Source organism: Azospirillum sp. ST 5-10, from assembly GCF_051225715.1.
GTDB lineage: Bacteria > Pseudomonadota > Alphaproteobacteria > Azospirillales > Azospirillaceae > Azospirillum.
Genome location: NZ_JBPJSP010000013.1, coordinates 96211 through 119228, shown reverse-complemented (window position 1 = coordinate 119228; position 23018 = coordinate 96211). Strand labels below are relative to the sequence as shown.

The 23018-nt window shown below is 71.9% G+C and carries 21 protein-coding genes; 5 read left to right on the top strand and 16 right to left on the bottom strand.

Annotated features, from left to right (window positions below):
• From lpdA to ACSBPG_RS16320, 4 genes are all read right to left on the bottom strand, one after another.
• Positions 1 to 1407, bottom strand: a complete 1407-nt coding sequence (gene lpdA / locus ACSBPG_RS16335; protein ID WP_435538249.1) for a dihydrolipoyl dehydrogenase — start codon at positions 1405 to 1407, stop codon at positions 1 to 3.
• 138 nt (positions 1408 to 1545) lie between these two features.
• Positions 1546 to 1980 carry a type II toxin-antitoxin system VapC family toxin gene (locus tag ACSBPG_RS16330; RefSeq protein WP_435538248.1) on the bottom strand — a complete coding sequence of 145 codons (435 nt, stop codon included), beginning with the start codon at positions 1978 to 1980 and terminating at the stop codon, positions 1546 to 1548.
• Positions 1977 to 2228 carry a type II toxin-antitoxin system Phd/YefM family antitoxin gene (locus ACSBPG_RS16325; RefSeq protein ID WP_435538247.1) on the bottom strand — a complete coding sequence of 84 codons (252 nt, stop codon included), beginning with the start codon at positions 2226 to 2228 and terminating at the stop codon, positions 1977 to 1979. Before ACSBPG_RS16325 ends, ACSBPG_RS16330 begins: the two co-directional genes overlap by 4 nt.
• Before the next feature lie 215 nt (positions 2229 to 2443).
• Positions 2444 to 2644, bottom strand: a complete 201-nt coding sequence (locus ACSBPG_RS16320) for a DUF1127 domain-containing protein (RefSeq protein ID WP_435538246.1) — start codon at positions 2642 to 2644, stop codon at positions 2444 to 2446.
• A gap of 132 nt (positions 2645 to 2776) precedes the next feature.
• On the opposite strand from ACSBPG_RS16320, the gene gcvA reads away from it, so the two are divergent.
• Positions 2777 to 3715 (top strand): transcriptional regulator GcvA, encoded by a 939-nt coding sequence (gene gcvA, locus ACSBPG_RS16315; protein ID WP_435538245.1) that lies wholly within the window; start codon positions 2777 to 2779, stop codon positions 3713 to 3715.
• A 10-nt stretch (positions 3716 to 3725) separates the two neighbouring features.
• On the opposite strand, the gene ACSBPG_RS16310 is transcribed toward gcvA, so the two are convergent.
• Both ACSBPG_RS16310 and ACSBPG_RS16305 read right to left on the bottom strand, forming a co-directional pair.
• Positions 3726 to 5048: an HlyD family type I secretion periplasmic adaptor subunit gene (locus tag ACSBPG_RS16310; protein WP_435538244.1), complete on the bottom strand. Its 1323-nt coding sequence runs from the start codon at positions 5046 to 5048 to the stop codon at positions 3726 to 3728.
• 26 nt (positions 5049 to 5074) lie between these two features.
• Complete coding sequence (locus tag ACSBPG_RS16305; protein WP_435538243.1) at positions 5075 to 6820, bottom strand: type I secretion system permease/ATPase; 1746 nt, start codon at positions 6818 to 6820, stop codon at positions 5075 to 5077.
• Positions 6821 to 7015: 195 nt separating this feature from the next.
• Here ACSBPG_RS16305 and hutH point away from each other — a divergent pair, with 195 nt between their 5' ends.
• Entirely contained in the window at positions 7016 to 8563 is a 1548-nt protein-coding gene (gene hutH / locus ACSBPG_RS16300; protein ID WP_435538242.1) for a histidine ammonia-lyase, read from the top strand.
• Between the two features lie 22 nt (positions 8564 to 8585).
• On the opposite strand, the gene ACSBPG_RS16295 is transcribed toward hutH, so the two are convergent.
• The gene (locus ACSBPG_RS16295; RefSeq protein ID WP_435538241.1) at positions 8586 to 9155 is read right to left on the bottom strand and encodes a hypothetical protein; all 570 of its coding nucleotides are present in this window, start codon (positions 9153 to 9155) and stop codon (positions 8586 to 8588) included.
• Between the two features lie 155 nt (positions 9156 to 9310).
• Positions 9311 to 10255: a LysR family transcriptional regulator gene (locus ACSBPG_RS16290; protein WP_435538240.1), complete on the bottom strand. Its 945-nt coding sequence runs from the start codon at positions 10253 to 10255 to the stop codon at positions 9311 to 9313.
• A 74-nt stretch (positions 10256 to 10329) separates the two neighbouring features.
• On the opposite strand from ACSBPG_RS16290, the gene ACSBPG_RS16285 reads away from it, so the two are divergent.
• The 3 genes from ACSBPG_RS16285 to ACSBPG_RS16275 all read left to right on the top strand — a co-directional run bounded on the left by ACSBPG_RS16285 (position 10330) and on the right by ACSBPG_RS16275 (position 12795).
• Complete coding sequence (locus tag ACSBPG_RS16285; RefSeq protein ID WP_435538239.1) at positions 10330 to 10794, top strand: ester cyclase; 465 nt, start codon at positions 10330 to 10332, stop codon at positions 10792 to 10794.
• Complete coding sequence (locus tag ACSBPG_RS16280) at positions 10758 to 11714, top strand: NADP-dependent oxidoreductase (protein WP_435538238.1); 957 nt, start codon at positions 10758 to 10760, stop codon at positions 11712 to 11714. The genes ACSBPG_RS16285 and ACSBPG_RS16280 overlap by 37 nt, the downstream gene beginning before the upstream one ends.
• 127 nt (positions 11715 to 11841) lie before the next feature.
• Positions 11842 to 12795, top strand: a complete 954-nt coding sequence (locus ACSBPG_RS16275) for an MBL fold metallo-hydrolase (RefSeq protein ID WP_435538237.1) — start codon at positions 11842 to 11844, stop codon at positions 12793 to 12795.
• A gap of 189 nt (positions 12796 to 12984) precedes the next feature.
• On the opposite strand, the gene ACSBPG_RS16270 is transcribed toward ACSBPG_RS16275, so the two are convergent.
• The 8 genes from ACSBPG_RS16270 to ACSBPG_RS16235 form a co-directional block, all read right to left on the bottom strand.
• Complete coding sequence (locus ACSBPG_RS16270) at positions 12985 to 13482, bottom strand: ester cyclase (RefSeq protein ID WP_435538236.1); 498 nt, start codon at positions 13480 to 13482, stop codon at positions 12985 to 12987.
• A 51-nt stretch (positions 13483 to 13533) separates the two neighbouring features.
• A complete protein-coding gene (locus ACSBPG_RS16265; protein ID WP_435538235.1) occupies positions 13534 to 14445 on the bottom strand; it encodes an SDR family NAD(P)-dependent oxidoreductase in 912 nt (303 codons plus the stop codon).
• A complete protein-coding gene (locus tag ACSBPG_RS16260; RefSeq protein ID WP_435538234.1) occupies positions 14442 to 15167 on the bottom strand; it encodes an SDR family oxidoreductase in 726 nt (241 codons plus the stop codon). The genes ACSBPG_RS16265 and ACSBPG_RS16260 overlap by 4 nt, the downstream gene beginning before the upstream one ends.
• A 225-nt stretch (positions 15168 to 15392) precedes the next feature.
• The gene (locus ACSBPG_RS16255) at positions 15393 to 16976 is read right to left on the bottom strand and encodes an ATP-binding response regulator (RefSeq protein ID WP_435538233.1); all 1584 of its coding nucleotides are present in this window, start codon (positions 16974 to 16976) and stop codon (positions 15393 to 15395) included.
• Positions 16977 to 17195: 219 nt separating this feature from the next.
• Positions 17196 to 18041, bottom strand: coding sequence for a response regulator (locus tag ACSBPG_RS16250; protein WP_435538232.1), 846 nt, complete (start codon positions 18039 to 18041; stop codon positions 17196 to 17198).
• The gene (cheB, locus tag ACSBPG_RS16245) at positions 18041 to 19120 is read right to left on the bottom strand and encodes a chemotaxis-specific protein-glutamate methyltransferase CheB (protein WP_435538231.1); all 1080 of its coding nucleotides are present in this window, start codon (positions 19118 to 19120) and stop codon (positions 18041 to 18043) included. The genes ACSBPG_RS16250 and cheB overlap by 1 nt, the downstream gene beginning before the upstream one ends.
• The gene (locus tag ACSBPG_RS16240) at positions 19117 to 21342 is read right to left on the bottom strand and encodes a response regulator (protein ID WP_435538230.1); all 2226 of its coding nucleotides are present in this window, start codon (positions 21340 to 21342) and stop codon (positions 19117 to 19119) included. Before ACSBPG_RS16240 ends, cheB begins: the two co-directional genes overlap by 4 nt.
• Positions 21339 to 23015: a methyl-accepting chemotaxis protein gene (locus ACSBPG_RS16235; RefSeq protein ID WP_435538229.1), complete on the bottom strand. Its 1677-nt coding sequence runs from the start codon at positions 23013 to 23015 to the stop codon at positions 21339 to 21341. The genes ACSBPG_RS16240 and ACSBPG_RS16235 overlap by 4 nt, the downstream gene beginning before the upstream one ends.
• Between the last annotated feature and the right edge of the window lie 3 nt (positions 23016 to 23018).

Sequence of the window (23018 nt, the reverse complement as noted above, 5' to 3'; positions counted from 1 at the left end):
CTACATGTGCAGCGGCCGGCCGTCGACGGCGAGCGCTGCCTCCTTGACCGCCTCGGTGAGCGTCGGGTGGGCGTGGCAGGTGCGGGCGACGTCCTCGGCGGCGGCCCCGAACTCCATGGCGAGCGCCAGCTCCGCCACCATCTCCGAGACGTTCGGGCCGACGAGGTGGACACCGAGGACCTTGTCGGTGCGGGCGTCCGCCAGGATCTTCACGAAGCCGTCGGTGGCGTTGATGGCGCGGGCGCGGCCGTTGGCGGTGAAGGGGAACTTGCCCGCCTTGTACTGCACGCCGGCGGCCTTCAGCTCCTCCTCGGTGCGGCCGACCGCCGCCACCTCCGGCCAGGTGTAGACGACGCCGGGGATGACGTCGTAGTTCACGTGCCCGTGCTGGCCGGCCAGCGTCTCGGCGAGCGCCACGCCCTCCTCCTCGGCCTTGTGGGCGAGCATCGGCCCCTCGACCACGTCGCCGATGGCGTAGACGCCCGGCACGTTGGTGCGGAAGTGGCCGTCGATCTTGACCCGGCCGCGGTTGTCCGTCTCGACGCCGGCGGCGTCGAGGCCCAGCCCCTCGGTGTGGGGGCGGCGGCCGATGGCGACCAGCACGACGTCGGCCTCCAGCGTCTCGGCCGCGCCGCCGGCGGCCGGTTCCACCGTCAGGGCGACGCCCGAAGCGCCGGGCGTCGCCGCGGTCACCTTGGCGCCCAGCTTGAAGGTCATGCCCTGCTTGGCGAGGATGCGCTGCATCTGCTTCGACACCTCGCCGTCCATGGTCGGCAGGATGCGGTCGAGGAACTCCACCACGGTGACCTGGGCGCCGAGGCGGCCCCACACCGATCCCAGCTCGAGGCCGATGACGCCGCCGCCGATGACGACGAGCCGCTTCGGCACCTCGGGCAGGGCCAGCGCGCCGGTCGAGGAGACGATGGTCTTCTCGTCGATGGTCAGGCCCGGCAGCGGCGTCACTTCCGAGCCCGTGGCGATGACGATCGCCTTGGCGGCGGTCAGGGTGCCCGCCCCCTCGCCCTCGACGGCGACGGTCTTGGCGTCGACGAGGCGGCCGGCGCCCTTGATCCAGGCGATCTTGTGCTTCTTGAACAGGAACTCGATGCCGCCGGTGTTCGACTTAACGACGTCGTCCTTGTGCTTCATCATGCCGGGCAGGTCGAGCTCGACCCCGGCCACCTTGACGCCGAAGCGGGCGAGGCCGTGCTTGGCCTCCTCGAACTTCTCCGAGGCCGAGAGCAGCGCCTTCGACGGGATGCAGCCGACGTTCAGGCAGGTGCCGCCGAGCGCGCCGCGCTTCTCCACGCACGCCACCTTGAACCCGAGCTGGGCGGCGCGGATGGCGCAGACGTAACCGCCGGGACCGCCGCCGATGACGACGACGTCGTAAGTGCTCTCAGCCATGGGGCATTCCCTTCGCCGTTCTTGTGCTGGTGTTGCCGGAAGCCCACCCCGTGCGCGGGGGAGGAACGCGCCGGGTTTTATGCCCCCCTGCGCTGCAACGCGCAACGGCCGAATTGGCGTGGCGGATGCAGCATCACGTCAGGACGAACGGCCGACGGGCTCCCCGCCGAGGCGGGCGACGCCCTCGGCCGCAGCCGCCACGGACAGGTCGTCGTCGAGCGTCGCCAGAGGCAAAGCGCGGCGCATGGCCAACTCGAGGTACGCCGCGTCATAGAGTGTCAGCCGATGCCGCTCCGCCAGCCGCATCGTGGCATGCCACGCATGGCGGTCGGTTTCGGAATCGACGGTGATCGACAGGAGGGCAAGGTCGGTCAGGGTATCGTCACGGAACGCCGCGTCGTGTCGACCGCGCCGGACACCCATTTCCAGGACGTTGGCGACCTCCAGTCGCCACAACGCCGGCACCCAAGCGCCGCGGTCGCCGACGCGGTCGAACACGGCACGGACGGCAGCGGTGGTTTCGTCGCCGTACACCCACGCCATGGTGACCGAGCAGTCGAGAACAAGGCTCACGGCCGTCCGGCGTCCCGCTCGGCCTTCAACGTTCCCCAGGCCACCCCCCCCGATGCGCCACGCGCAGCACGAGCACGGATGCGCTCGAGAGCGGCGTGCGCCTGGTCCCGATCGATCCCCCCGCGGGCGGGAACCAGTCGGGCGACGGCCCTGCCGTGCCGCGTGATCACGATCTCCTCACCCTGTTCGACCCGGTCGAGCAGTGAACCGAGCGTGTTCTTCGCCTCGAAGGCGCCGATCTCCCGCATCGCCTCGCTCCGATCGTCAAGCTGGATCACGCGAGATTAGCAAGGTGGCGCTGGCCGCGCCATGTTTGCACCCACTCGTCCCGCGGCTTCGCCGCGGCCCCCTTCCCTCCCCTGCGCAGCGGGGGAGAGTCGGGGTGGGGGCAAACGGGGCACGGACCGACCGACGCAACCGGGACATCCCTGCCGCGACCACAGCGATTTCCACAAAGTCGTGCTCAGGGCTCCCAGAACGGCTTGGCGATCTCGCTCCGCGCCGCGTCCGCGTCGAGGCCGAGGTCGTCCCAGAGATGGGCGTCCATCCGCGCCAGGTCCCGCCGGAAGGCCCGCCGTTCGCACCACGTCAGCAGCAGGCGCAGCAGCGGCCGCAGCCCCGGCCGGCGGCCCGTGCACCAGGCACCCCCATGCGTCTCGCTCATGCCCACCATCACCCACCCCGCCCCTCGAAGACGGCTGTCCGGCGGATACCATCGGCGCGACACCGGGCGGCGACAACCCATTGCTTCTCATGCTATGGATGACCGTGGATCATCCATGGGCACGGGCACGGCATGCGGCGCTCCCTTCCCCCGCTCCACGCCCTGCGCGCCTTCGAGGCGGCGGCGCGGCATCTCAGCTTCTCCAAGGCGGCGGACGAGCTGTGCGTCACCCAGGGGGCGGTCAGCCGGCAGGTGCAGGCGCTGGAGGACTGGTTCGGCGTGCCGCTGTTCCGGCGGCTGACGCGGCGTGTCGAGCTGACCGACGAGGGATCGACCCTGCTGCCCGTGCTGTCGGAGTCGTTCGACCAGATCGCCGGCACGGCGGCGCGGATGATCGAGCGCGGGCGGGATCTGCGCATCAAGGTGGCGTTCTCCTTCGGCATCCGCTGGCTGATGCCGAGGCTGCAGCGCTTCCAGCTCCGCAACCCGGAGATGCGGGTGCGGGTCACCGTCGCCTGGAACCACGGCCCCGATTTCGATGCGCAGGAGTTCGACGCGGCGATCGCCTTCTGCCGGGAGCGTCCCCGGGGAACCGGCGCGGTCGAGGTGCTGGCCGAGCGGCTGACCGTCGTCTGCGCGCCGGCCCTGGCGGACCGGCTGCGCCAGCCCGCCGACCTCCGGCGGGTTCCCCTGCTGCACGGCTGCTCGGACGGGCAGGACTGGCAGCTCTGGCTGGCCGCCGCCGGGCTGCCCGTGTTCGACGCCCTGTGGCACGGCCCGGTGTTCGACGCCATGGACCCGGCCATCCAGGCGGCGGCGACGGGGCTGGGAGCGACGGTCGCCGACCGGGCGCTGGCCGCCGAGGACATCGCCGCCGGCCGGCTGGCGGTGCCCTTTCCCGACGTCGAGGCGACGTCCGGCGGCTATTGGTTCGTCCATCCCGAGGGGAGCGGGGATCGCCCGGCGATCGCCGCCTTCCGGGACTGGCTGCTCGCCGAGGCGGCGGACCCGCGCCGTCCGGAAGCGCGGAACGGGGGCGCCGATGCGCCCCCGCCGCAGCCGCGCCCCTGAAGACCCGGCCTCACTCCTGGATGAACGCCTTGTTGTAGGAGTTCGCCAGCGGCGTGAGGATGTAGTCCAGCGGCGTGCGGTCGCCGAGGATGATGCTGGCCTCCACCGGCATGCCGGGCTTGATGGTCAGGTTGTGGACCGAGTGGGGATCGGAGCCGTCGAGGCGGATGCGCACGAGGTAGTAGTCCTGGCGCAGGGCCGGGTCGGTGACGCGGTCGGCCGAGACGTATTCCACGGTGCCGTCGAGCGAGCCGACGACGCGGCTGTCGTAGGACGTCAGCTTGACCTTGACCGGCAGGTCGAGGGCGACCGACTTGATGTCCTTGGGCGCCACCCGCACCTCGGCCAGCAGGTCGCGGCTGTCGGGGACGACGTCGAGGATCGGCTCGTTGGCCGCCACCATGCCGCCGGCCACCGGGTTGGCGTGCATCACCACGGTGCCGGCGTCGGGCGCCTTGATGTCGCGGTTGGCCAGGCGGTTGCGGGCGTCGCGGATCTGCTCGGCGAGGCGGGCGGCGTCGGCGCGCGCCTTCTCCAGGTCGACCAGCACCTTCTCGCGGAAGTCGTTGCGGCGCTTCACCACCTCGGCCTGGGCCTCGACCGACTCCTGGCGGATCCTCGCGATGTCGGCCTGCAGCTCGTGGTCCCGGCCCTTCTGGCGGGCCTGCTCCTTCTGCTGCTCGACCAGCTTGGTGCGGGTGGCGTTGCCGCGCTTCAGCAGGTCCTCGGTGATCGCCAGATCGTCGGCGTTCAGCTCGATCTCGCGGGCGAGGTAGGCGCGCTGCTCCTCCAGGCTCTTGGCCTCCTGGGCGAGCGTGGCGATGCGCTCCTTGATCAGCTCCTCCTCGGTGCGCAGCTGGGTGCGGCGCACCTCGAACAGGGTCTGCTGGTTGTCAACCGCCTTCGCCACGGTGGCGTCGCCGTCGCGGACGTCCCGCAGCTCCTGCGGCCACTCGATGCGGTCGTGATCCAGCAATTCGGCGGTGAGGCGGGCCTTCAGGGCGAGCGCGTCGCGCCAGCTCGCCACCAGCATCTCCAGGCGGGTCGCCGCCTCGGTGGAGTCGAGACGAACCAGGACGTCGCCGGCCTTCACCCGGTCGCCCTCGCGCACCAGCACCTCGGCGATCTCGCCGCCCTCGGGGTGGCGGACGACCTTGCGGCCGGTCTCCGGGGCCAGCGAGCCGGCCGCCGCCACGGCGCTGTGCAGCGGCGCCAGGGAGGCCCAGGCGGTCATCCCGCCGAAGCCGATCACCAGCACCGCACAGCCGCCCAGCAGCAGGCCGCGGACACCGGTGTCGGGGACGAGGCCGCGCATCTTGCTCAGCGTGGTCATGGATAGCTCCTGCCTGGTCTAGAGGGTCAGCCGGCCGCCGGGACGACGCGCCGCCCGCCGTCCACCGGGTGGAGACGGCCGACGGCCGCCGGGTTCGCCGCCTCGGCGCGGCGCGGCGTCACGTCCATCGCCATGCCGTTCTTCAGCACGAAGACCTTGTCGGCCAGATCGACGAAGGCGGGCTGGTGACTGAGGACGATGGTGGTGACGCCGCGCGCCTTGGCGGCGGAGACGAAGCCGCGCACCGCGGCCAGACCCTCCTCGTCGAGGCCGGCGGCCGGCTCGTCGAGGACGATCATCGCCGGCTGGCCGAAGCCGGCGCGGGCCAGCCCGATCAGCCGGGCGACGGCGCCGCCGAGCGGCATCACGCCGTCGTCGACCGGGGTGTCGTAGCCCTGGGCCAGCCCCTCGATCCAGCCGTGGATGCCGGCGCGCCGCGCCGCCTCGACGACCTCCTCCGGCTCGGCGTCGCCGAGGAAGCGGGCGATGTTGTCGCCGATGGTGCCGGGCAGCAGGTCGATCTGCTGCGGCAGGAAGCCGACGGCCGTGCGCGGGTCCTTGGGGTTGAGCGCGGCGACCGCGAGGCCGCCCAGGCGCAGGGTGCCGGCGGACGGCACCTGGGCGCCGGCCAGCAGGCGGGCCAGCACCGACTTGCCCGAGCGGTTGGCGCCGACGATGCAGACGGTCTCCCCCGCCTCGGCGGTCAGCGACACGGCGCGCAGGATCGGCTTCTGGTCGCGCGGCGAGACGTAGAGGACGTTCTCCAGGGTCAGCCGCTCCGGGCCGACGGGGATGGCGACCCGCTCCGGCTCGCGCGACAGGCGCTTGAGCACCGGCGCCAGGCGGCGCCACGCCTGCAGCGACTTCAGGGTCTGCCCCCAGGCGCCGGCGGTCTGCTCCACCGGGCCCATGCCGCGGGCGACCAGCAGCGAGGTGGCGACCATGCCGCCGAAGGTCAGGTGGTTGTCGATGACCAGCCAGGCGCCGACGCCGGTGACGGCGATCTGCAGCAGATAGCGCACCCACTTGGTGGCGGCGGCGACGGTGGCGGCGCGCTCGCCGGCGCGGCCGGTCAGCGCCGCCGTGGTCAGGCTGTCGCGCAGCACCGCGTCGAGCACGGCCGGGCCCATGCGCATGGCGCGCACCGTGCCGGCGCGGGTCTGGACGGCCTCGAACAGGCGCTGCGAGCGGGTGGCCGGCGGACGGGCGTCCTCGGCCAGCTCCTTGCCGGCGAGGTGGCCGATCCAGCCGAGCGCGCAGAGGATCACCATGGCGGTCAGCATGACGCCGCCGAGCATGGGATGGATCAGCCAGATGCCGACGACGTAGAGCGGCGTCCACGGCAGGTCCATCACGGCGGTCAAGGTCGGGCGGGTCAGCGCGCCCTTGACCTCCGCCAGGTCGGCCATCGGCTGCGGCTCCGGCCGGCCGCGGCCGGCGGCTTCCAGCACGTCGGCACCGAGCCGGCGGCGCCAGGCCATCTCCAGCGCGTTGGCGGCGCGGCTCAGCAGGCGCGAGCGGACCACCTCCAGCAGCGCGATCATCGACAGCACCAGCACGGTGATCAGCGTCAGCATCGCCAGCGTGTCGACGTTCCCCGAGGGGATGGCCCGGCTGAAGACCTGCAGCGAGTACAGGGGCACGCCGAGCATGAGAATGTTGATGGCCGCACTGAAGACGAACGTCGCGACCAGGATCCGGACAAAGTGGCGGCTGCCGAAGACGGGACGCTCATCACCGGGGTTGGCCGACGGCCGGGTCTTGGGTGGCATCAAGGTTCCTCCAATTGGCGCCGCATCGCCGAGGCCGGCGAACGCGGATGAGCCGATTGGGCGTCGTCGTGGTAAATGAGATCTTAAATTCCTGGGACGTCACAGGCTTGCCACCGGAACTTGCCCATTTGCGTCCCACCCCGGCCGTGCTCATGTGAGGACGGACAGCGTCAGCCCTGCCGGAGACCCGACCCGATGAGCACGCCCTTCCTCCTCGCCCCCGGAACCCTGACGCTGCCCGACCTGCGACGCCTCGCGCGGCCGGGAACGGCGCTGCGCCTCGATCCCGGGTGCCGCGCCGCCATCGAGGCGGCGGCGCGCGCGGTCGCCCGGGCGGCCCAGGGGGACGCCGCGGTCTACGGAATCAACACCGGCTTCGGCCTGCTGGCCCGCCAGCGCATCGCCGCCGACCAAGTGCGCGAACTGCAGCGCCGCCTCGTGCTCTCGCACAGCGCCGGCACCGGCCCCGACCTGCCGGCCGCGGCCGTCCGGCTGGTGCTGGCGCTCAAGGTCAACGCGCTGGCGCGCGGCCACTCCGGCGTGCGCCCGGCGGTGATCGAGGCGCTGGCTGCGCTGTACGATCACGACGTGCTGCCGGCGGTGCCGGCCAAGGGTTCGGTCGGCGCCTCGGGCGACCTGGCGCCGCTGGCCCATCTGTCGGGCGTCCTGATCGGGCTGGGCGAGGCCGACGTCGCCGGCGAGCGGCTGCCGGCGGAGGAGGCCCTCGCCCGCGCCGGCCTGCGGCCGCTGGAGCTGGAGGCCAAGGAGGGGCTGGCGCTGCTGAACGGCACCCAGGTGTCGACGGCGCTGGCCCTGCTCGGGCTGTTCGCGCTGGAGGACGCCTTCGCCGCCGCCCTGGTGGCCGGCGCCCTCAGCGTCGACGCGGCGCTGGGCAGCGACGGCCCGTTCGACGCGCGCATCCACGCCGTGCGCGGCCAGCCCGGCCAGGCCGACGTGGCGGCGGCGTTCCGCCGCCTGCTGGCGGGGAGCGGCATCCGCGACTCCCACCGCGGCGACCACGGCGCGGTGCAGGACCCCTACTCCCTGCGCTGCCAGCCGCAGGTGATGGGCGCCGTGCTGGACCATCTGCGCTTCGCCGCGGCGGTGCTGGAGCGCGAGGCCAACGCCGTCTCCGACAACCCGCTGGTGTTCCCCGACCCGTCCGGCGGCGCCGAGATCCTGTCCGGCGGCAACTTCCACGCCGAACCGGTCGCCATGGCCGCCGACGTGCTGGCGCTGGCGACGGCCGAGACCGGGTCCCTGTCGGAGCGGCGCACCGCCCTCCTGATGGACGTCCACCTCTCCGGCCTGCCCGCCTTCCTGATCAAGGAGCCGGGGCTGAACAGCGGCTTCATGATCGCCCAGGTCACCGCCGCCGCGCTCGCCAGCGAGAACAAGCAGCTGGCCCATCCCGCCAGCGTCGACAGCCTGCCGACCTCGGCCAATCAGGAGGACCACGTGTCGATGGCGACCCATGCGGCGCGGCGCCTGCTCGACATGGGCGACAACCTCGCCGGCATCGTCGCCGTCGAGCTGCTGGCGGCCGCCCAGGGGATCGACCTGCGCGCGCCGCTCGCCACCGCGCCGCTCCTCGGCGACGCGATGGCGCGGCTGCGCGCCCGCGTGCCCGCCTACGACCAGGACCGCCGGCTCGCCCCCGACATCGCCGCAGCGAAGGCGCTGATCGCCGCCGGTGCCTTCCACGACTTGGCCGGAAACGGCCTCCTGCCCAGCCTGGCGTGACGGCCGCCGGCGGGGCGCCGGTTCACGCCGCCTCGGTGAGGGCGAGCCGGGGCCGGCCGGCCAGGGACTGGATGGTGAAGGGGCTGCGCACGCCGCCGCTGAACAGCTCGGCGCATTCCAGGGCCTTGCGCACGCGCTCCTCCGCCGGCAGGCCGACGGTCGAGGCGAGTGAGCCCAGCGCGTAGTCGGCGCCGCAGCCGATGGCGTGGTAGCCGCGCACCGCCTCGCCGACCTGATAGTCGCTCTGCACCGAGAACAGCCGGCCGGCGTACGCCACCAGGAAGGTGCCGCCGCTCTCGACGTCGTTGGAGCGCTGGGCGTAGCCGCCGTCCTTGAGGCAGGCGCGCACGGCGTCGACGAAGTCGACGACGAGGTAGCGGAAGACGTCCTGCCCCTCCTCGTGGGCCGGCGGCGTCAGCTTGTAGGCGAGCAGCTGTCCCATGCGGAAGGAGTTGGTGAAGCCGATCAGCATGTCGCCGTTGCGGAAGACCTTGGTGTCGGCCCGCACGGTGATGTCGAGACCCGACACCCCGGCGCTGTCGCCGCCCATCCACACCCGGTCGCCCTCGACCAAACCGACAATGCACGTCATGCCCGATCCCTCGTTCCTGGAAACCCGGCGCCCCGACGGGCGCGCGCCGAGGGTGGGACGGCGCTCTTAAGGAAACTTTGCGGGGGCGGCGATCTCACCGAAAGTGCACAACCCGGCCACCGCGGCGGTGCCCGGCGTGGAGTCGCAGCGGTCATTCACCGGGGTCTGCCACCGGGGTCTGCATCGGGGACGGCGTCGACGATGCAGCTCCGGAACCAACGCTGGGCCGGATGCGTGTCGTTCCGCCGATGCCACGACATCAGGAACGGGACGGGGTCGAGGTCGAGGGGCGGCTCCAGGATGCTCAGCGCGTCGGCACAACCCGAGGCGGCCACAACCCCCGCCATGACGGTGGCGATCATGTCGGACGACGCGACGAGCGCGGGTGCCGCATACATCTGCGGCAGCGTCAGGGCCAACCGTCGCTTGAGGCCCATCTTCGCCAGCGCGGCGTCCACCACGCCGAAACGCTCGTTCTCCGGCGAGACGAGAAGATGCGACAGGGACAGGAAGGTCTGGAGATCGAGCCGGCCGGCGGCGGCCGGATGGCCCCGGCGCACGATGCAGACGAAACGCTCCTCGAAAAGGCAGGTGCCGAGGATGCGCCCCGTCGGCGTCGGCGGGACACCGATCGTGATGTCGACGGCACCACCGTCGAGCATGGCGATGGCATCGTCGCGGTTGGTGAAGTTGCGGATGCTCAAGACGATGCCCGGCGCCTTGCGTCGCAGGACCGCCACCAGGCGGGGCAGGAGGAGGAAGGTCGGGTGGTCCGACAGGCCGAGCTTCATCGCGACCGTCGACGTCGTCGGGTCGAAGTCCTGCGTGAACTCCAGCGTCCGCTGTATCTCGCCCAGAGCGCGGCTGATCGGTTCGGCGAGATCGACGGCGCGCGGCGTCGGCTGCAATCCGCTCGGACCGCGTATGAACAGCTCATCGCGCAGGAGCGTGCGCAGGCGTGACAGCGCGGCACTCATCGCCGGCTGGGTCCGGCCGATGCGCGCACCCGCGCGCGTCACGCTCCGCTCCGCCATGAGCGCGTCGAAGGCCACCAGCAGATTGAGATCGATCCCGTGTAAATCCATAAGATGGATAATCACGCATAATGTATATCGATTTCAAGCATGCGCTGCGCCGCCCTATTTTGGCGTGGTCAACGAAAAGAGGACTTCCGATGACGAAAGCCCACGAGACGGACGTGGTCGGCCTCACGATCGAGGAGCGGACCGCCGTCGAGACCTTCTACAGGGCGTTCGAAGGGCGGCCCGAGCTGCTGGACCGAGCCGTCGCCGAAGACTGGCAGGACATTCCGCTCGCTCCGCAGCAACCGCCGGGGCGCGAGGGCATGAAGCCGCTCATCGACGGGTTCAACGCGGCCTTCCCCGATACCAAGGTCACCGTCCACGAGATCATCGGCGCCGCCGGCCGGGTCGCCGTGCGCGCGTCGCTGTCGGCGACTCACCGCGGCGAATGGCTGGGCGTCGCGCCGACCGGCCGGTCCTTCGACATCCCCATCCACGAATTCCATCGCATCACCGACGGGAAGCTGACCCACACCTGGCATCTGGAGGACTGGCTGGGCTGGTTCGTCCAGGTCGGTGCATGGCCGCCGGCCGGCGGACCGGAGAACGCATCATGAAAGCCATCCGCATCAACGGCTACGGCGCCGCGCCGACGCTCGAGGAGGTCGCGACCCCGGCGCCGGGCGCCGGCGAGGTCCTGGTCCGCGTCGCCGCCGCCGGCCTCAATCCGCTCGACGTCAAGTTGCAGCGCGGGTCCATGGAGCGGTTCTTCCCGCTGCGGTTTCCGTACACGCTCGGAACCGACCTGGCGGGCGAGATCGAGCAACTCGGCTCCGATGTCCAGGGCTGGGCCATCGGTGACACGATCGTCGCCAGGACGGATCCGACCGCCGGCGGTGCGCTGGCCGAGTGCGTCGTGGTGCCGGCCACCCATCTCGCCAAGGCCCCCACGAGCGTTCCGCTCGACGAGGCCGCCGGCATCGCGACGGCCGCCGGCACGGCTTGGCAGGCGCTGTTCGAAAGCGTCGACCTGACGCACGGTCAATCCGTGCTCATCCACGCCGGTGCCGGCGGTGTCGGCAGCTTCGCCATCCAGTTCGCCCGCAACGCCGGCGCCCGCGTGAGCGCTACCGCCTCGGGCGACGGCGTCGCCATCGCCCGGCGGCTCGGGGCGGACACGGTGATCGACTACCGGTCGAGCGACTTCACCCAGGTCGTCGGCGACGTCGATGTCGTGCTCGACACGATCGGCGGCGACACGCAGCGGCAATCCTATCAGGTGCTCCGCGTCGGCGGGCGTCTCCTCGCGACCGCCCTGCCGCCGGACGACGCGCTGGCCAAGGCGCACAAGGTCGAAGCCGGCTTCGTCTTCCACCGTTCCGACGGCGAACGCCTGCGGCGCGTGGTGGAGGCGATCGACGGACACGGGGTGGAGGTGCTGGTGGATCGCAAAGCGCCGCTGCGCGGCATCGCCGAAGCGTTCGCCCACCAGGCATCCGGCCGGGCACGCGGCAAGATCATCGTCGTCATCGACTGACCCGCCGGGCCGCCGGCCGGCATCCCGCCGGCTGGCGGACCGAGCGGCCGCCAACGTCGCCACAGGGGCCGCGGAACAGAGGAGGGTGATGCAGAGCGAGAGAATGTCGAGGGCGGACCGACGGGATGTGCTGAAACTGGCGGCGCTGGCTGGACTGACCGGTGCGCTTCCCGCTCCCGCCGGCGCCCAGGAGGAGGTACCCTTCCGCCCCGCCGCGCGGCCCCTGCCGACGGTGGATACGCGCTTTCCGGCCGAGATGGCGCCGGGGGTGTTCGTCGTGCCGGACAAACGCATCCCGCTCGTCCCGAACATCGGCATCATCGTCGGCACGGACAGCGTGCTGGTGGTCGATTGCGGGCTCGGGATCGACAGCGCCGAGAACGTCCTGCGCCTGACCCGCACGCTCGCGCCGCGGCGCCGGATCATCCTGACGGTCACCCATGCCCATCCCGAACACGGCTTCGGCGCCCAGGTCTTCAGGAACGACGGGCGCATCCACTACAACCGCGCGCAACGCGATTATTTCGAGCGCGCGGGCCAGACCCTGCTCGACGGATTCAGGGCCGGCGTCCTTCCCGAACCGCACAAGCACCTGCTGGACGGCATCGTGCTGACGCCACCGCACGACACCTACGACACCGCCGAGACGGTCCTCGATCTCGGTGGCCGCGAGGTCCGGCTGCGGACCTGGGGAACCGCCCATTCCCCCGGCGACCAGATCGTCTTCCTGCCGCGCGAAGGCATCGTGTTCGGCGGCGACCTGATCGAAGAGCGGATGTTTCCGATCGTCCCGTTCTTCCCGCCGATGATCGCCGCCCAGGACATCGACGTGGCGCGGTGGGAGCTGGCGCTCGCCGACATCATTCGACTGCAGCCGCGGATGATCGTCCCCGGCCACGGGAACCTCGGCGGCATCGACATCCCGGAGTCGATCCTCGCCTATTTCCGGTCCCTCCGCGAGAGCACACAAGGCGGGCCGTCGGATGCCGAGGTGCAGCGACGCCTTCGCGACCGTTACGCCACCTGGGAGAACCCGGAGTTCATCGGCCCGGCGGTCCGGTACGTCCGGCAGCGGGCATAGGCGCGCCGGGATCGCGGCGGGCCGGGCCGGACACCGGACCGCCGCCGGTCACGCCTCGTGGTCGCAGGGCACGGGAGGGTCCGCCGCACCGTGGAGATGTCGGGTCCGCGGTTCCGCGCGTTCACCGACGAACGCACGGAGCCTCGTGCCCCCGCTCGGCAACGACGCGGCCGCGCGGGCCGGCGTGCGTCACGGCTCGCCCGTCACCTGACGCGCCGCCCGCGCCCAATCCTCGGCATGGAACGTGCGGACGATCTTGCCGGCGCGCGTTTCGTGGACGTCGAGCGTCATGATCCGGAACGACCGGCCCCGGGGATCGACCCCCATGAACGGACCGACCGGCGCACCGCCGGCCTCGCTGCGGACGATGATGCGGTTTCCCGACACCAGGACCTCGCGGATCTCGAAGCTGAAATCGGGAATCCGGGCGATGCGGGCGCTCCAGCGGGCGATCGTCGCCTCCCGCGTCTCGCAGGTGTCGTTGAAGGCGCAGTTCTGCCAGTCGGGAGCGGTCGCCGCCTCCAGGCGCGCGCGCACGTCCTCGGGGGAGGACGCCGTCAACGCCTCGTAGAGCGGCCGCACGATGGCGACGGCACCGTTCGCGTCGGTGGCCTGAAGCCGCGCCGTGTCCGGTTCCGGCGCGGTGAGGGCGGCAAGGGCCCCGACGGCGATGGTGAGGTGTCCCATGGTATGGTTCCTGTGGTTTCCGACGTCCGGGATGGAGCAGGCGGCAACGGGTCAGGAGGGCGGCGGAGCGAGATCGGTGAGATCGAAGGCGCCCAGAAGAGCGGTCCGACGGGCGTCCTGAACCGCCAGGACGTCGTCGACGCCCTTGCGCTGGGCGTCGACGGCGATGCGGTAGGGCCTCTGCCCCACCGGCTTGGCGAGCGCGTCGCGCAGGGCCTCGCCGACGGCGGTCACGCTCAACGACCCGCCGTTGGCGTCGTCGATCGCCTGAAGGCGCTCGCCGAGCGTTTCGGCCCGTGCCGGCAGGTCGCCGTACTGGGCGACGACCGCCGGAAAGGCGGGTGCGACGGCGTGGGTGAAATGCTCGGTTCCGCTGGTAAAGGCGCCCGGGACGATGATGATGGTGTCGATGCCGAAGGGGCGCACCTCCATGCCCATCACCTCGGCCAGGACGTTCCCGGCCGCCTTCGCGGCGGCGTACGGTCCCAGGAAGGGTTCGGACAGGTGGGCGGTCGTGCTGCCGGTGTAGACGAGCGTGCCGGCGCCCTGGCGCCGCATCACCGGCAGCACGGCCCGGTTGACGCGCAGCCACGACGTGGCGTTCGTGTCGAAGATGCGCTGAACCTGCTCCGGGTCGAACGCCTCGGTGACGCCGGTCATCAGCATCCCGGCGTTGTTGACGACGACATCGAGGCGGGATTGCTCGGCCAGGATCTGGTCCACCGCGGCCCGGCAGCTCGGCTCGGAAAGGACGTAGAGATCGACGACCCGCATGTCGAGCGTCTCGGTGGCGGCCAGTTCACGCAGGGCGCTGGCCCGGCTCCGGGCGTCCGGTCGGGCGAGACGAAGGCTGGCATAGACGATGTGGCCCGCCCGTGCGAGGACGGTGGCGATGGCCTTGCCGATCCCGGAGCCGGCACCGGTCACCAGGACGACCTGCCGGTCCATGGCGCCCGTCGTCATGCGATCCCGCCATTGGCACGGACGACCTGCCCGTTGATCCAGGCCGCCTCGGGAGAGGCAAGGAAGGCGACGAGGTGGGCGATGTCCTCGGGCTGGCCGATCCGTTCGAGCGGTGCCATTCCCGCCATGCGCTCGATGTCGGCGGCCGACTTGCCACGCAGGAACAGTTCGGTCTCGATCGGTCCTGGCGCCACCGCATTGACCGTGATGCCGCGCGGTCCAAGCTCCTTGGCGGCGACGCGGACCATCCCTTCCACCGCGCCCTTCGTAGCGTTGTAGATGCCGTAGCCGGGCGCGTTCAGCGCGAGCGTGGTGCTGGAAAAGCCGATCAACCGGCCCCCGTCGCGCACCCGGCGGGCGGCCTCGCGAAAGACGGTGAACGTGCCGCGCAGGTTGACCCGGACGAGACGGTCGAAATCCTCGTCGGTGGCGTCGGCGAGTGCCGACGGCGTCATGATCCCGGCGCTCGCGACGACGATGTCGACACCGCCGTACATCCGCGTGGTGGTGTCGAAAAGCGTCCGAACCTCCGCGCTGGCGGCGACATCGGCGCGCACCGCCGCGGCGGTTCCGCCCAATGCCTCGATCTCACGAACGGTCCTGTCGGCGTCCGCCGTCGAGACGGCGTAGTTGATGACGGTCGCGCAGCCCCGCTTCGCCAATGCGATGGCGCTGGCCCGCCCGATACCCCGCGAACCGCCTGTGATCACGGCAATCTTCATGGTTCTCATCCAAGGATCGTCGATGCTCGGAGGAGATTAGAAACAACGCGCACATTCCAATAATCGATACTTTGTATAACGTCGCATCGATGCGAATTATGCTTCCCGGAGTGGCATCGGCCCGTGCACGACAACACGTCCCGCCGCGCTCCGCAGCCGCAGGCCGGCGGTCCGGTGTCTCGGCGGGGGAGCGGGCGAGTTGGGGAGCGGGGTCGCCGTTTCCGGTCAGGAGGCTTCGAGGGCGGAGGTCAGCACGTCGCGCAGTTCCTCGGGCTGCAGCGGCTTGCGCAGCATCCAGCTGTTCGGCTGCTTGCCGCCGGCCAGGGGCGATTCGAACGTCTCCCCGGTCAGCACGATGGCGGGGACGTCGCGGCGGTAGAGGCGGCGCACCCGCTGGATCACGTCGAAGCCGCTGGCGTCGCCGGGCAGGCGCAGGTCGGTGAGAATCAGGTCGGGCGGCCTGGTCATCTGGTCGAGGCCGGCGATGACCTCGCGCAGGTCGGCCGCGGCGACCACCGTGCAGCCCCAGGACTCGAGCATCATCCGCAGGCCGAACAGCACCATCTCCTCGTCGTCGACCACCAGGACGGTGCGGCCGGCGAGCCTCTCGCCCCGGGCGTCGCCGGCCACCGCCTCGACCCGCGGCGGCGCCGCCGTCCGGCTGAGCGGCACGCCGACCGCGAACACCGACCCGCGGCCGACCTGCGAGCGCACGTCGAGCGGCAGGTTCAGCAGCCCGGCCAGCCGGTGGACGATGGCGAGCCCGAGGCCGAAGCCACGGGCGCGGTCGCGCTCGGGATTCTCGAGCTGGTGGAACTCCTCGAAGATGGCGGCGCGCTGCTCCTCGGGAATGCCGAAGCCGGTGTCCCACACCTCGATGCGCACGCCGTCGCCGCGCCGGCGCATCGCCACCAGCACCGTGCCGGTGCGGGTGTAGCGGATGGCGTTGCTGAGCAGGTTGCGGACGATCCGCTCCAGCAGGACCGGATCGGTGTGGACGCGCGCCGGCCACAGCCGGCCGCGCAGGGTCAGGCCCTTGGCCGTCGCCTGCGGCCGCGCCTCCTCGAGCAGGTTGGCGAGCAGCGGGTCGAGGTCGACGTCCGTCGGCTTGGCCGTGAGCTGGCCGGAATCGAGGATCGAGATGTCGAGCAGCGCGTGCAGCAGCCGCTCTCCCGCCTCCAGCGCGTTGCCCAGCTTCTCGACGGTCACGCTCACCGCCCCTTCCGTCCCCACCTGCTGTTCCAGGACGCCGAGGAACAGCCGCATCGCCTGGAAGGGCTGGCGCAGGTCGTGACTGGCGGCGGCCAGGAAGCGCGCCTTGGCGGCGTTGGCGCGCCGCGTCTCCTCGCGCGCCGCCGAACGCACCCGCTCCCACTCCTGGGCATGGTCGCATTCCCGCTCTCCCGGCGCCGCCGGCTCGACGGCGGCGTAGACGCCCGCCACGGCGCGACCGTCGAGCACCGGAACCAGGCGCAACGTCAGCGGGCTGCGCAGCGCGGCGCCGTCGACGCGCACGCTGCGTCCCTCCCCGCCGCCGTCGGGATCGGCATGCAGCGCCCTCAGCGCCGGCCCGAGCGTCGCCCAGCCGCTTCCCCAGAAGCGCGCCGGCGGCGCACCGGCGGCGGCCGCATCGGCGGCCAGACAGCGCTGGAAGGCCTCGTTGCCGAAGACGGCGTGCTCGGGACCTGCGAACACCATCGCCGGTGCATCGTGCGCCCGGCAGATCCGATAGGCGTTCCGCAGGGTGTCAGGCCAGCTCGCCTCCTCTCCGATGGAGGCGTCCAGGGTGCGCTTGCCGGAACGGTCCACGAATTCCCTTTCTCATTCCTGCGTGCCGTTCCTCCGGCCCGCTCCCCGCACGCCGAACGGTCCTGGAGGCCTCGCCGATCACGCTGGCCCGGCCCCGACGGAACGCCCTAAATTAGATGCTGCCTTTGTTTCCGCAAATCTATCAGAAGTGGTAGCGGCCCTGACCGATCCTAGTCCGAACGTCGGGGCCCGCCGCCCGAAATGTTCCACCGGCCACGCTCAGACGAGGAAGGTGTCTTCGATAAAGAACTTGCGCCGGAGAAGGGACAGGAGCCGCGCCTTCAGCACGTCCAGGGGTTGCGACTTGCCGACGAATTCATCGGCTCCGTCGCGCAGGCAGGACACCAGCAGTTCGGCGCGATCCTGGCTGGTGTGGACGAGGATGTCGAACATCCGCCGGCGTTCGCGCCGGAAGCGGTCGAAGGCCTCGCACAGCTCCGTCCCCGACACGCCGGGCATCACGAGATCGACGATGACGACGTCGAAGTCGTCCCGTTCCAAGGCGGCGTAGGCTTCCGGCGCGCCGCCGGCGGCGACGACGTGGCAGCCGGCATCCTCCAGTTCCAGGCGCAGGAACTCGCGGTAAGTGACGCTGTCGTCGACCACCAGGACATGGCCGCGCCGGAACACCGACTCGTCCGCGGGACGGCCGACGGCAGCCGGCGACGATGCGGCCGGCGACGATGCGGCCGCCTGCGGCGCGGCCGGCGCCCCGCCGGCCGGCCGGCCGACGATCCGGACGATCTCGGCGACGACCAGGTCGGCGTCCGGCGCCGCGACGCGGTGCACGCCGGGAGGCGCGGCGCCGCTCTCCTCCTCGCCGACCAGCACCACGGGAAGGTCGGGAATTTCCGCGCGCAGCCCGGCGACCGCCGCATCGCCGTCGCAGACCACCGTCCGCAGATTGACCACCGCCGCCGCCGGCGCGGTCCGCCGCAGCGTGGGCAGCGCTTCGGCCAGGGACTCGGCGCTCACCACCTCCAGCCCCTTCTCCTCGAACCGCAGCCGGTACATCAGGCTCTGGGTCGGCGAGGCGTCGATGACGACAATCGGACGGGCTGGCATCAAGACCCCGCGTTCGGCGATACGAGTTCACACAGACGCGCCGCGATCTTGTGGAGCGGCAGCGCCTCGACGGCACCTCCCAGAGCGATGGCCGCTCCGGGCATGCCATGGATGACGGCGGTGGACGCATCCTCGGCGACAGTGTAGCCCCCGGCCCGACGCAACGCCAACAAACCTTCGGCGCCGTCCTCGCCCATGCCGGTCAGCAGGACGCCGATGCCGGTGGCCCCGCAATGGGCCGCCATCGAGGAGAAGAGAACGCTGCCCGACGGGCGCTGGCCGCACACCGGCGCCCCGCCGCCCAGCCGGACCTGACCGCGCGCCAGCTCCAGGTGGTGGTCGCCGGGGGCCACGTGGACACGGCCGGGCCGCAGCTCCATGCGATCCTCGGCCAGCACGACCGTCTGCGGACACACCGTGTCGAGCCAGTTGGCGAAGCCGGCGACGAAGGCGGCGCCGATGTGCTGGACCACCAGGATGGGCAGGGGAAAGTCCGCGGGCAGCCCGTTCAGCACCTTGACCAGCGCGTTCGGACCGCCGGTCGAGGCGACCAGCCCCAGCGCCTCGTAGGTGCGGTCCACCGCCTCCGGCACCGGCGGCGGCGGTGCCGCCGCCTGGGGCTGGGTGGCGGCGCGGAAGCGCTGGCGGATGACGCGCACCTGGCTCATGGCGTAGAGCTGGGTGCAGAGATGGCGCGCCACGGCGTCGTAGTCGGCGCGGCTGATGCTGCCGGGCTTCTCGACCACGGCCAGCGCGCCCGCCCGCAGCGCGTTCATCGAGATGTTCATGCTGGCGTCGTGGACGCCGTTGGCGACGACGACGATCGGCACCGGGTGCTGGTTCATGATCCGCTTGGTCGCCTCGAAGCCGTTCATGCCGGGCAGGCGGATGTCGAGCGAGACGACGTCGGGGCGGATCCTCTCCAGCAGGCGCAGCGCCACCTCCGCCGACGAGGCGACGGCGGCCACCTCCAGGCGCGGGTCCTGACCGATGATGTGGACCAGCAGTTCCTGGACGACGGGGGAGTCCTCGACGACCAGCACCCTGATCCGGCGTGCGATGCTCGAAGCGGAGCTCATAGCAGGCGTTTGATCCCTTCCAACAGTTCCCCCTGATCGAACCGCGTCTTGACGATGTAGGCGTCGGCGCCGAGCCGCAGGCCACGTTCCCGGTCCTCGTCGCTGTCGCGCGACGTCACCAGGATGACCGGGATGCCGGCGGTCCGCGGATCGCCCTTGACCACCTGCAACAGCGTGAACCCGTCCATGTGCGGCATCTCGACGTCGGACACGATCAGATCGACCGCCGTCTCGCCCAGCCGCTCCAGCGCGTCGCGGCCGTCGACGCTCAGCACCACGGTGTAGCCGTGCGCCTCGAGGATGCTGCGCTCCAGGGTGCGCGTGGTGATGCTGTCGTCGACCACCAGGATGGTGGGCGGCGCCGCCGCCGGCGCGCGCTCCTCCGGAACGAAGGCGACGCCCGTTTCGGCCCGCTGGCCGATGCCGTCGGGGTTGACCACCAGGGCCGGCGCGCCGTCCTCCTGCAGGACGGTGCCGACGAAGCGGGCCGGGTCGAGCGCCACCTCGTCGATCGAGGACACCATGGCGTCGCGCGCCGCCAGGAAGGAATCGACGATCAGGGCCACCGGTCCGGCGGCGCCGCGCACCACGGCGACCGCCAGCCGCTCCGGTGGCGGCTCGACACCGCCGAGGCCGAGATGGGCGGACAGCGAGGCCACCGGCAGGTCCTCGTCGTCGAGGCGCAGCATCGGCCGGCCGGCAACGGAGAACACGTCCCCCAGGTCGACGTGATGCAGCCGCATCACGGCGGCGCCCGGCAGCGCCAGCACGTGGCCCTGCACCTCGACGAACAGCAGCCGCTGGGTCGACAGCAGGACCGGCACCGACAGGGCGACGACGGTGCCGCCGCCGGCCCGCGGCGTCACGCTCAGCGATCCCTGCAGGCGCCGCACCGCCTCGCGCACGATCGACAGCCCCATGCCGCGGCCCGACAGCTCGGTGACCGTGCCGGCGGTGGTGAAGCCGGGTTCCAGGACGATGGCGGACAGCCGTTCCGGCGTCGCCTCGTCCGCCTCCTCGGGGCTCAGCAGGCCGCGCTCCACCGCGGTGCGGGCGATGGCCCCGACGTCGAGGCCGCGGCCGTCGTCCTCGATCGTCACCAGCAGCCGGCCGACCAGGGTGGCGATGGTCACGGCGATCCGCCCGGCCGCCCGCTTGCCGGCGTCCAGCCGCTCCTGGGGCCGCTCGATGCCGTGGCCGACGGCGTTGCGCAGGAGATGGACGACGGGGTCCTTGAGACGCTGCAGCACCTCGCGGTCCGCCTCGACGGCAAGGCCCAGCAGGTCGATCTCGACCTCCTTGCCCTGGCCGCGGGCGATCTCGCGGACCATGCGCCCGAGCTCGGCGAACTGGGTCTCCGCCGGCACCATGCGCAGGCGCCGCACGTCCTCCTGCAGCGTGCCGCCCCACAGCTTCAGGCCCCAGTGGCTGCGCTGGTACGTCCGGCCGACGCGGTCCATGAGGTCCGACGCGGTCCGCAGGCGCCGCTCGAAGGCCTCGACGTGGCCGGACATGCTGTTGTTCGACGCCCGCCACCCCCCGCGCTCCAGCCCGCCGCGCAGGCGGCGCCAGTGCTGCTCCAGACCGCTCCACTCGGCACGCAGGCGCTTCAGTTCGGCGGCGACGTCGGCCTGTCGCTCCAGTTCCGGCAGCAGGGCCGCGGCGGTGTCGACGAAGTGGCTGAGCGTGGCGGCGTTGATGCGCACCAGGTGCGGCCGCGGTGCAGCCGGCCCGGCGGCCGCGCCGCGGCCGGGCGCCGGAGCCGGAGCTGGAGCTGGAGCCGCGGCGGGCCGCGGTGCCGGCGCCGGAGGCTCGGCGCGGCGCGGCGGCACCGGCAGGGCCGCCCCGCCGCCGAGGTCCTCGAGGGCGCCCAGCAGGTCGGCCGGGGGAGCGGCGTCGCTCCCCTGGGCGGCCGCCGCGGCGAGGTCCTCGATGGCGTCGAGGCCGCGGAACAGCAGGGCCGCCACCGGCTCGTCGAGGGCGACGCGCCCCGCCTGGACGGCGAGGAAGACCGACTCCATGCGGTGGGCGACCGCCTCGACCCCCGGCAGGTCGACGGCGCGCGCCGCCCCCTTCAGGCTGTGGGCGCGCCGGTGCAGTTCGTCGAGGTCGAGCGGCTGGCCGCCCTCGGCGGCAGCCCGCAGGGCAAGGCGGATCTCCGCCAGATGCTCCTTGTGTTCGAGGTCGAAGGCGGCGAGCAGCCGCTGGCGGATGTCGGTCACACGCGATAGTTCCGGACCGCCTCGACCAGACCCTGGCCGAGGTCGTTGAGGTTGGCCGCCGCCCCTTCGAGCTGGCGGGTCCCGGCCGCCGTCTGGGTGCTGGCCTGGCGGATGTTCTGCAAGGCCTGGATGACCTGCTCCAGGCCGATCTGCTGCTGGTTGGTGCCGGCGACGATCTGCTGGAAGGCCAGCACGCTCTCCTGGATGTTGTCGGCCATCTGGCGGATCGTCGCCTGGGTGGCGTCGCTCTGCCGCTTGCCGGCGGCGACCCGCTTCACCGCCTCCTCGGTCAGCATCACCGAGGCGTTGATGCCCTGCTGGATCTCCGACAGGTTGGAGCGCACCTGGGCGGTGGCGTCCTTGGCCTGGTCGGCCAGGCTCTTGATCTCCGAGGCGACCACCGAGAAGGTGCGCCCGTGCTCGCCGGCGGCGGCCGCCTCGATGGCGGCGTTCAGGGCCAGGAGATGGCTGCGCTCGGCGATGTCGTTGACGGTGACGATGATGTCGCTGATCGCCTGGGTGCGCTCCGACAGCATGACGATGGTCTCGGCCACCGTCTCGGCCTGCTCGCGGATGGCGTCCATGGCCTGGATGGTGTCGTCCACCGCCCGCAGGCCGGAGTTGGACGACGCCGAGGCGTTCTGCGCCCCCGCCGCCACGTCCTGGGCGCGCTTGGAGATCTGGGCGCCCGAGGCGGTGATCTCCGACAGGGTCGCCATGGTCTCCTCCACCGCCGCCAGCTGCTCGGCGACGCTGGCCGCCTGCTGCTGGGTCGAGGCGCGGATCTGCGAGGTGGCGGCGTGCACGTTCTCCGCCGCTCCGCGCACCCCTTGGGCGATGGAGCGCAGCCCCTCCGCCATGGTGTTGAGATGGTCGCCGAGCAGCGCCAGCTCGTCCTTGCCGGTGATGGCGACGCGGCGCGTCAGGTCGCCCTCGCCGATCTGGCGCACGGCGCCGATGGCGCGGCCGAGGCGGCTGGTGATCGAGCGGCCGATCAGGAAGGCGATGGCGAGGGCGGCCGCCAGCAGCCCGACGGTGGCGATCACCGCCGAGCGCACCATCTCGTCGTAGGTCTCGGCGATGCGCTGGCGACCGGCGGCGGTCAGCCGGCCGAGCATCTCATTGGCACGGTCCATCTGCTCGTCGAAGGCGTCGCGCAGCGCCACGAGGCGCGGGCGCAACGCCAGGGCGCCGTCGAGATCGCCGGCGCTCAGCAGGTCGAACAACTGCTGGCCGATCTGCATGGCTTCGCGCTGGCTGCGCTCGAGGGCGCGGGCGAAGTCGTTGAACTCGCGCCACACCACGCCGCGCGCCGGCGAGGCGGGATCGGCCGCCTGCTCGGCGGTCAGGCGGATCAGGTCGGCGACCTGGGCGAGGTTGTCGCGCCCGTAGGACTGGTACTGCTCGCCGATGCCGCGGATGTCGACCGCGCGGCCGTCGATGCGGGCCAGCGCCGCATCGGTGATGGCGACCTCGCGCCGGCTGCGCAGCATGGCCTGGGAGGTGGTGATCTCCTCCAGCAGCGCCGCCGCCCCCACGTCGTCGATCGCCACCGAGCGGATCACCCCGAAGGCGGTGTCGAACTGGCGGAACTGATAGGCGATGGGCGCGAGGGCGAACGCGCTCACCAGGACGAACGCCAGGGCCAGCTTCTGTGCGACGGTAAATCTCATCGG

Coding starts and splice junctions, on each gene's coding strand:
- ACSBPG_RS16285 (WP_435538239.1), top strand. CDS start 10,330: ATGACGAAAGCCCACGAGACGGACGTGGTCGGCCTCACGATCGAGGAG.
- ACSBPG_RS16270 (WP_435538236.1), bottom strand. CDS start 13,482: ATGGGACACCTCACCATCGCCGTCGGGGCCCTTGCCGCCCTCACCGCG.
- gcvA (WP_435538245.1), top strand. CDS start 2,777: ATGCGGCGCTCCCTTCCCCCGCTCCACGCCCTGCGCGCCTTCGAGGCG.
- ACSBPG_RS16305 (WP_435538243.1), bottom strand. CDS start 6,820: ATGCCACCCAAGACCCGGCCGTCGGCCAACCCCGGTGATGAGCGTCCC.
- ACSBPG_RS16260 (WP_435538234.1), bottom strand. CDS start 15,167: ATGAAGATTGCCGTGATCACAGGCGGTTCGCGGGGTATCGGGCGGGCC.
- ACSBPG_RS16320 (WP_435538246.1), bottom strand. CDS start 2,644: ATGAGCGAGACGCATGGGGGTGCCTGGTGCACGGGCCGCCGGCCGGGG.
- ACSBPG_RS16325 (WP_435538247.1), bottom strand. CDS start 2,228: ATGCGGGAGATCGGCGCCTTCGAGGCGAAGAACACGCTCGGTTCACTG.
- ACSBPG_RS16235 (WP_435538229.1), bottom strand. CDS start 23,015: ATGAGATTTACCGTCGCACAGAAGCTGGCCCTGGCGTTCGTCCTGGTG.
- hutH (WP_435538242.1), top strand. CDS start 7,016: ATGAGCACGCCCTTCCTCCTCGCCCCCGGAACCCTGACGCTGCCCGAC.
- ACSBPG_RS16250 (WP_435538232.1), bottom strand. CDS start 18,041: ATGCCAGCCCGTCCGATTGTCGTCATCGACGCCTCGCCGACCCAGAGC.
- cheB (WP_435538231.1), bottom strand. CDS start 19,120: ATGAGCTCCGCTTCGAGCATCGCACGCCGGATCAGGGTGCTGGTCGTC.
- ACSBPG_RS16280 (WP_435538238.1), top strand. CDS start 10,758: ATGGCCGCCGGCCGGCGGACCGGAGAACGCATCATGAAAGCCATCCGC.
- ACSBPG_RS16295 (WP_435538241.1), bottom strand. CDS start 9,155: ATGACGTGCATTGTCGGTTTGGTCGAGGGCGACCGGGTGTGGATGGGC.
- ACSBPG_RS16310 (WP_435538244.1), bottom strand. CDS start 5,048: ATGACCACGCTGAGCAAGATGCGCGGCCTCGTCCCCGACACCGGTGTC.
- lpdA (WP_435538249.1), bottom strand. CDS start 1,407: ATGGCTGAGAGCACTTACGACGTCGTCGTCATCGGCGGCGGTCCCGGC.
- ACSBPG_RS16265 (WP_435538235.1), bottom strand. CDS start 14,445: ATGACGACGGGCGCCATGGACCGGCAGGTCGTCCTGGTGACCGGTGCC.